This is a genomic window from Pseudomonas sp. YuFO8 (assembly GCF_035065025.1).
Classification (GTDB): domain Bacteria; phylum Pseudomonadota; class Gammaproteobacteria; order Pseudomonadales; family Pseudomonadaceae; genus Aquipseudomonas; species Aquipseudomonas putida_AE.
This window is the reverse complement of the sequence record NZ_JAXDEQ010000118.1, coordinates 1-490: the sequence shown is the minus strand read 5'-3', so window position 1 is coordinate 490 and position 490 is coordinate 1. Positions and strand designations below refer to the sequence as shown.

The following is a 490-nucleotide window of genomic DNA, read 5'->3' as shown; positions in this document are numbered from 1 at the left end:
CATACGGCGTTTGCTGGGTGAAATCCTGCTGCAGGTATTCCGGCGCGACCAGGGCATTGACGAAGCGGTCTTCGATTTGCACGGGAATGTCGTTTTCGAAGTGCACGATCAACGAATGGAAAACACGCCCGCCTTCACGCATCTCCAACGCGACAGCACGCTCGGAACCGGCGGCCTCTTCGCCGAGGTGGATGACCTGGCAGGTATGTCGATGACCGCGCGAGGCGATCTCATCGGCAATGTTGTGCACTTCGAACAGGGCCGACTGGCTCTTGGGCTCGGCGACAAAGGTGCCGACGCCTTGCATGCGAACCAGCAACCCTTCGGCGGTGAGTTCACGCAGGGCGCGGTTGATGGTCATGCGGCTGAAACCCAGCTGGCTGACCAGTTCGCTCTCGGACGGCACGCGGTAATGGGGTGGCCAGTTGCCGTTGAGAATCTGCTGGCTGATCATCTGTTTGACGCGGGCATACAAGGGCGCCGGACTTTC

General features: G+C 60.4%; 1 protein-coding gene. It reads right to left on the bottom strand.

The genetic code is table 11. The features are described from left to right. On the bottom strand, positions 1 to 490 hold a 490-nt coding region (locus tag SOP95_RS31570), incomplete at both ends, for a GntR family transcriptional regulator (protein WP_323609524.1).